The sequence below is a fragment of the Nocardia sp. NPDC004860 genome, from assembly GCF_040609015.1.
In the GTDB taxonomy this organism is placed as follows: Bacteria; Actinomycetota; Actinomycetes; order Mycobacteriales; family Mycobacteriaceae; genus Nocardia.
In genome coordinates this window covers 1-6693 of sequence record NZ_JBEXJI010000062.1, presented here as the reverse complement: position 1 = coordinate 6693, position 6693 = coordinate 1, and the positions used below count along the sequence as shown (strand labels likewise).

The following is a 6693-nucleotide window of genomic DNA, read 5'->3' as shown; positions in this document are numbered from 1 at the left end:
GCTGTCTTCTCCTTCTCTTTTTATTTTTGTTTTTTTTTGGTGCCGTCCCCACCGCGGGGGTGGCCGTCCCCCCCGCGCCCCCCCCCGCCCCCCCCCCCCCCCCCCCCCCCCCCCCCCCCACGACTCACCCCTGCTTTCGCACCGGCCCGGCCCCCAAGCGAAACGCGATGGCCTGAGCACGGTTCTCCACCCCCAGCTTCACCAGGATCCGCGTGACATGCGTTTTGACCGTCACCGCCGCGATGCCCAGCGACTCGGCGATCTCGCTGTTGCGTGCACCATCGGCCACGAGTTCGAGCACTTCCCGCTCGCGAGCGGTCAGCCGCGCCACCCGCTCGTCCGCGTGCGCGCCACCGCGCACCCCCGGTCCCGCCGGACCCGGCCATCCGAGGCCGGACTCGCCGAACAACGGACGAGCGAGCACTTCGTCCAGTCCCCGCTCCAGATCCGCGACCGCGGCCTCGAGGCGGGCCCGTCGAGCCCCCAACTGCTCGAGCAGCACATTGCGCTCGTAGATCCTGGCGAACTCCTCGGCGAAGACCCACATCATGCTGCGATCGACCAGATCACACGAGGGCCCCTCGGCCCCGTGGTCGGCATGCAGGAACCCGATCACCCGACCACTGGATACGATTGGCGCGACGACATAGGAATGCACTCCCGCCGCACGCACGATTCCCGCGATCCCGGGAACAGTCGTATCGCTGACGAGTTCCGGTCTACCGCACTGCAGCAGACGACGTTCCACGCTGGCAGCATCCAAAGAGATCGACGCATTCAGCCATTCCGCGGACCAGCGCTGCCGCAGCACCCCTGCATTGGCCTTCCACGGCCACCACCGCATGTCCTGCACCCGCGCCAACATCACGCGCCCGAAGCCCGACGAGCGAGACAGCGTGTCACAGACCCCGTCGATCAACTCCGCTGTCGTCGTCAGGCTCCGGAGCCTCGTCAGGCCGCGCTCACATCCATCCAGGCGCCGGTGTTCGGACTCGGCGACGCTGCGCGCCCGAATCGCTACTGACTGCTGAACCCGCCATCCCAATTCCGCCACAGCCCCGGCTGTAGGCGCACCATCGTGGTCGACCAGCCAGCGGTCAATCGCCGCCGCCAGTGCGGGCAGCGAGGAACCGCAACCGAACGCGATGCAGCCCGTGATCTCTTCGAACTCGCGCGACAACCCAGCATCCTCGCGCATGCCACCGACAGCCGCGCCGATATCTCCCGGCGCACTCGTCGACTCGGACCCGACACTCACGACCTACCAGCCTTCAGGTAGCGAGAGACAGCGTCAGCCCGACCGCACGCACGCAACTTCCGAATGATCGCTTGGACATGGGATTTGACCGTCTCCACGCCTATATACAGCTCCTCGGCGATCTGCCGATTCGTCAGCCCCACAACGAGCAGCTCGGCCACATCGCGCTCTCTGGCACTCAAAGGCAGCGAACCCGCCACCACCGCCCGAACAACCGGTGCGCGGCGACCGTCCGAAGCACCCGTTCGGCGCCCATAGCGCTCGAGTCCTGGTTCCGGAAGTCCCCCGGACAGGTCGTCGTCCATCTGCTGGAGCACACGAACGACCCGCTCACGCTGCTCACGCAGCCGCACATCGGTCGCCACCTTTTCCATGAGCAGACCCAGCCCTCGGACAAACGCATCACAGACGGTGCGCCCATGTCCGGTCCGGGCGAAGCAATCGTCGGCACCGGCAGCCAACAGCACGCCGGCGACCCGGTCATCGGAACAGATCGGCGCGACAAGTTCCACGCCGTCGAGCCATCCCCCGCCATGCACCCGCACCTGCACCGTCTTTCGCTCACGGAGCACCTGCGGCGGCACGTCACCCGATCGCGGCAACGAACCGCCGCCGGGCGGGGCATCAGACTCGTCACGGTCCGGCCCCGCCGGGAACCAGACCGATTCCGCGTACCACCGCCCCTTCTCCACCCGCGCCATCACCGCGCCGGTGAGACCACAGCTTCGAACGAACTCGCGCGGAGCCGCCGCGATCAGCTCCGACGACGTCACCGCACCGCCGAGCCGGCCCAGTGCCTCCTCCACTCGCTGCAACATCAGCAACCGCTGCAGGACGCTCTGCCGCTCGACATGCGCATCGATCTCGGTGATTGCCGTCAACGCCGCGAAATAGTCGGCGCGCCGGCGTCCGTCGGAGGGGCTCTCCATGCCGGCACGCAAACCCGCACGTACCGCATCGACCACGGAAGCGCCTGGCCAGGTGGCATCGCCCACTATGCCCGCACTGCGCGCGCCTTCCGCTACGGCCACGAATACCCGCGCAGTCGTCAGCGGGTCGTCGAGCACCGCAAACCGACCCAACGTCGCCGACAACGCGATCAAGCCTGGCTGCGGCCAAGACTGGCGAAGCGAAGCCATCGACAACTCCACGAGTACAACAAACGATTGTTTAATCATGGCAGAACGAGCCGCGTCCCACACCGGAATCGGCCAGAACGACGGCGGGCTGAGCGAAGCCGCGCTGCGCGCCTGCGAACCCACCCGTGCAGGCAGCCACGAAACTGAACCGATCGCAGTGGTGACCGGACGCAAGGCACTGATCCTGCCGTCGCTAGGACGCACCAATAGAGGACATGGGACTGCTGCATGGATAGGTGCCAGCTGACCTGCCCATCAATTGGGTTCCAGTCGCAGTGGCTAACTGACAGCGTGGATGGTGTCGTTGTCGAAGCGTAGTTCGAACTCGATCGGGGTGCGGTAGCCGAGGGCGGAATGGCGGCGCTGGCGGTTGTGGAAGATCTCGATGTACTCGAAGATCGCCTTGGCCAGTTCGACCCGGGTCTTCCATTTCCGGCGGTTGAGCAGCTCGATCTGCATCGAGGACCAGAAACTCTCCATCATCGCGTTGTCCAGTCCATCACCGACGGACCCGAAGGACGGAAGCAGACCCGCGGAGCGGACCTTATCGCCGAAAACCCAAGAGGTGAACTGAGTTTCGTGGTCGGCATGCACGATCACGCCGGGCTCGGGACGCCGGTTGCGGATCGCCATGTCCAGAGCGTTGACCACGAGGGTCGAATCCTGCTTCGAATCGATAGACCAGCCCACGATCCGATGGCTGAACGCGTCCAGCACGGCGGCGCAGAACACCCACCCTTTCCGCGTCCGATGTTGCGTTATATCGGTGACCCACAACTCATTTGGCCTCAACCGGTGGAACTTGCGGTTGACCAGGTCGCCGGCGGTCGCGACACCGTGCAGGCGTTTGACCCGGGTCGGTCCGGGCAGTCCGTAGATGCCGGCCTGGGTCATCAGGACCGACACGGTCCGGGAGCAGACCCGCACGTTCATAGCGAGGGTGAGTTCGGCGTGGATCCGCCGGTAGCCGTAGGTGCCGCAGGAGGCGACGTGGACCTCGCGGATCAGCCCGGTCAGCCACTGGCGGCGCAACTGTCTGGGTGTGGCTGGGGTGCGTTTGTGCTCTTAGTAGCTCTGCCGGGCAACTCCGAGGATCCGGCAACACCTGTCCACCGGCGCACCGGCGTCGACGAGACCGTCGATCACCGGGTAGAGCCTTTTGGGCGCGGCTTGTCCTCACCGAGGAACTTCGCGGCCTGCCGCACGATCGCCAGCTCGCCCTCCAGTTCCCGGTTCCGCCGGCGCGCGGCGCATAGCTCGGCCGACTCGGTTGAGGGCCTGCCCGGCCGTAGTCCGTGATCAATGTCGTCCTGGCGCAACCACTTCGACAGCGTGACCGAATGAATTCCCAGTTCGATGGCCGTTTGTTTAGCCGGTTTGCCTGCGCGCACGAGCGCGATCGCTCGCGCACGGAACTCGGCAGGATAGGGACGTGGCATGGCGATCAGCCTCTCGTGAAGGCTGTCAGTTAGTCACCGAAATTGGAACCTGAGAGGTAGGGCAGGTCACCACTGTCACCCGATCCTGCTGCCCCCAACACGGAAACAGGCTAACAACTTAGGGGATGCATTTCAGGCGCGACACACTAGCTATCCCGCAACGAGTCCGGCGTGGTGGCTCAGTGGACTCATGCAGTGCGGGGTAGTTGGGCTCGGGCGATGCTTCGGGACGCGGAGGCGCAGACCTGGCGCAGCGTCACTTCCAGACGATGGTGGTCGAGTCTTCCGTGAGGTCCGGCTACGGATAGGGCGGCGATAGTGCGGCCGCGAGAATCGAATACCGGTGCGGCCAGGCAAGCCAATCCGATGCGGCTTTCCTGGTTGTCGTACGCGACACCGCTGCGTCGGATTGTCGCCAACTCGTCAGCGAGTTGATCCGGGTTGGTGAGGGTGTGATTTGTAAGATTTGGCAGTGGTTCTGTGAGAACCCTTGCGGCGGTGAGGGAATCGTAGGCAAGGAGAACCTTGCCGACTGCAGTGGCGTGCGCGGGCAGTCGACCGCCGATCCGTGAGGGGGCGGGAATTGTGCGGTGTCCATACAGTTTGGCCAGATAGACGACTTCGGTGCCGTGTAGCGCCGCCAGATGCACTGTGTGGCGAGTCATTTCGTAGAGGTCGGTCAGGAAGGGAAGCAGCAGGTCGCGTACGCGTTCATGTTCGGGCGAATACACCGCCTGACCGAGTTGATGCAGCCGGGCGCCGAGTCTGTAGCCGGTGCCGATGCGCTCGACGACTCCATTGCGTTCGAGCATGCCGAGTACCCGGAACGCAGTCGACTTCGACAGGTCGGCGCGCCGGGCGAGTTCGCTGACCCCGACGCCGGTGCTAGCCTGGTCGCCGAACGCAACCAGGAGGCTGATGGCCTTGTCGACGGCGGCGCGGTCGTCACGGACCGGTTCGGCAATGGACGTGGTCATGCTGTCTTCCTCCGGCTCACGGCCGGTGCGTCAAGTCTGATACACCGGATTGGCACTTATACGTGACAATGATGCAAACAGTGCAGGTGGGTCGTCAATAGTGACGACTGGTACATTAAAAGTGACGATTGTGCAGGAGTGGACGTCTGACCTCGCGCATCGGCGATAGTGGGCATGGGATCCTTTGTTCCATGAGTTGTCCCGAACCTCCGTCCGCTGCCCGTCGCACGCGTTCCGACGCGGCGCGAAATGACGCTCGTATCCTATCGGCGGGCGATCGCCTACTTGCGTGCCGCGGCATCGACTTCACACTGGATGATGTCGCCGCTACGGCTGAAGTGGGTGATGACACACCGTACAGGCGTTTCGGGAATAGAACCGAGTTGATCACCGAAATCGCCGGTGGATACATCAGTAGGCTTGAGGAGGCTGCTGCAACCGCTGTAAGGGACCCTGATCCGTAGTCCGGTCTGTCGGGATTGCTCACGCGGGCATGTGAGCTCACGGCGGGCAATCGGGTCTCGCTGCCTCGCTGACCGAATCGGCGGACGGCACAAGGATCTTCGATCGATTTGAAGGGGCTGTCGCTCCGGTGGTTGAGGATCTGGTGGAGCGCGCTCGGGTCGCTGGAGCCGTCCGCCCGGACCTTGCTCCGGCTGATATCCTCCTGACTCTCACGATGGTGCATGCCGTCGAAGCATTCTTAGGGGCTATGCGGCCGGGCAATTGGCGCCGTTATCTGGCGCTACTGCTTGACGGCATGCGGTCATCGGGCGATCCGATTGCCGAACCGCGCTCACGCTCGCGCAGATCTGGGCGGCCAGAGCCGCGGCGGCCGCCCAGGACCGGCGCTGAGGGTCGCAGGAATGTGGGCAGCGGTGCCGTCGCTGGAATTCTGAGCGTGCATCTGGCTGGCTGTTCGTCAACAATGACGATATGCACATCAAAAGTGACGGCAGGACGGACGAGAACGAACTGGTCGCACGCAATGTCCGCCGATACCGCCGCGAGAGAGGCATGTCGATCGGGGAACTGGCTCGGCGGTCGGGGCTTTCGAAGCAGACGCTGTCCAAGATCGAACAAGGTGTCGGCAATCCCACCGTGGAGACGCTGGCACTGCTCGGCGCGGCTTTGGATGTCTCGGTGCGTCGACTGCTGACCGAGTGGGGCACGCCGGTCTACGTGCAGAGGGCGAGCGAAGCACAATGGTTCGAGTCGCTGAGCCGCTCCGAACGCATGCTCGACGAAACCTACGGTTCGGGATACGTTCGGACGCTCGTACTGCGGCTCGAACGCGATGCGCAGCAGGAGAACGCCGTCAAGCCGCATGCACCGGGCACGCTGCATCACCTGTATGTCATTACTGGAAAGTTGCGCACGGGTCCGACGAGCGACGCTGTCGAGCTTGCAGCCGGTGATTTCGTACGTTTTCCGGGCGATGTGCCGCATTGCTACGTGTGTCTAACCGATCGCGTGGTGGCACATATGGTGACGACCTATCCGCAAGTGCGTCAGTTCGGTCCGACTGTGCACGAACCCAGGGGCGGTACGACATCGCTGGTCGTCGACGGAAACTAGCTGATCGGGCTGGCTCGCGAATGCCAGGAACGATGTCGTCAGGGAGTGATCCTGTGGGATAAGCGATTTCGTCGAACCTGCTTCGGACGGCCGTAGGGTCGTTGACGGGACCCTGGAGTTCGGTCCACCGCGCATGAGAGCCGGTTATCGGTGGATGCAGGTTGCAGCGTATCCGGCCGGGGTGCTGTAGCCCAGAGCGGAATGTTCTCGGCGGTGGTTGTATTCGTCCTTCCAGTCGCTGATCACGACCCGAGCGTGGGTCAGCGACCAGAAGCTGTTGATGTTGAGGCATTCGTCTCGTA

General features: G+C 64.2%; 6 protein-coding genes and 2 pseudogenes. 3 read left to right on the top strand and 5 right to left on the bottom strand.

The annotated features are described in order from the left end of the window. Nucleotides 1-124 precede the first annotated feature (124 nt). The 4 genes and pseudogenes from ABZV44_RS45450 to ABZV44_RS45435 form a co-directional block, all read right to left on the bottom strand. Nucleotides 125-1258, bottom strand: a complete 1134-nt coding sequence (locus ABZV44_RS45450) for a LuxR C-terminal-related transcriptional regulator (protein ID WP_354851605.1) — start codon at nucleotides 1256-1258, stop codon at nucleotides 125-127. Next, nucleotides 1255-2571, bottom strand: a complete 1317-nt coding sequence (locus tag ABZV44_RS45445; RefSeq protein WP_354851602.1) for a LuxR C-terminal-related transcriptional regulator — start codon at nucleotides 2569-2571, stop codon at nucleotides 1255-1257. Before ABZV44_RS45445 ends, ABZV44_RS45450 begins: the two co-directional genes overlap by 4 nt. 105 nt (nucleotides 2572-2676) lie before the next feature. After that, nucleotides 2677-3836, bottom strand: a pseudogene (locus tag ABZV44_RS45440) (IS3 family transposase). Between the two features lie 188 nt (nucleotides 3837-4024). Then, complete coding sequence (locus ABZV44_RS45435; RefSeq protein ID WP_354851599.1) at nucleotides 4025-4813, bottom strand: IclR family transcriptional regulator; 789 nt, start codon at nucleotides 4811-4813, stop codon at nucleotides 4025-4027. Nucleotides 4814-5004: 191 nt separating this feature from the next. On the opposite strand from ABZV44_RS45435, the gene ABZV44_RS45430 reads away from it, so the two are divergent. The 3 genes and pseudogenes from ABZV44_RS45430 (at nucleotide 5005) to ABZV44_RS45420 (ending at nucleotide 6391) form a co-directional block, all read left to right on the top strand. Continuing rightward, nucleotides 5005-5277 carry a helix-turn-helix domain-containing protein gene (locus ABZV44_RS45430; protein ID WP_354851596.1) on the top strand — a complete coding sequence of 91 codons (273 nt, stop codon included), beginning with the start codon at nucleotides 5005-5007 and terminating at the stop codon, nucleotides 5275-5277. A 59-nt stretch (nucleotides 5278-5336) separates the two neighbouring features. Then, nucleotides 5337-5567, top strand: a pseudogene (locus ABZV44_RS45425) (TetR/AcrR family transcriptional regulator); the annotation flags it as partial. Between the two features lie 182 nt (nucleotides 5568-5749). Further along, nucleotides 5750-6391, top strand: coding sequence for an XRE family transcriptional regulator (locus ABZV44_RS45420; RefSeq protein WP_354851594.1), 642 nt, complete (start codon nucleotides 5750-5752; stop codon nucleotides 6389-6391). A 144-nt stretch (nucleotides 6392-6535) separates the two neighbouring features. Here the strand turns inward: ABZV44_RS45420 and ABZV44_RS45415 are convergent. Further along, nucleotides 6536-6693: integrase core domain-containing protein (locus tag ABZV44_RS45415; protein ID WP_354851608.1), on the bottom strand; the 158-nt coding region annotated here is incomplete at its 5' end.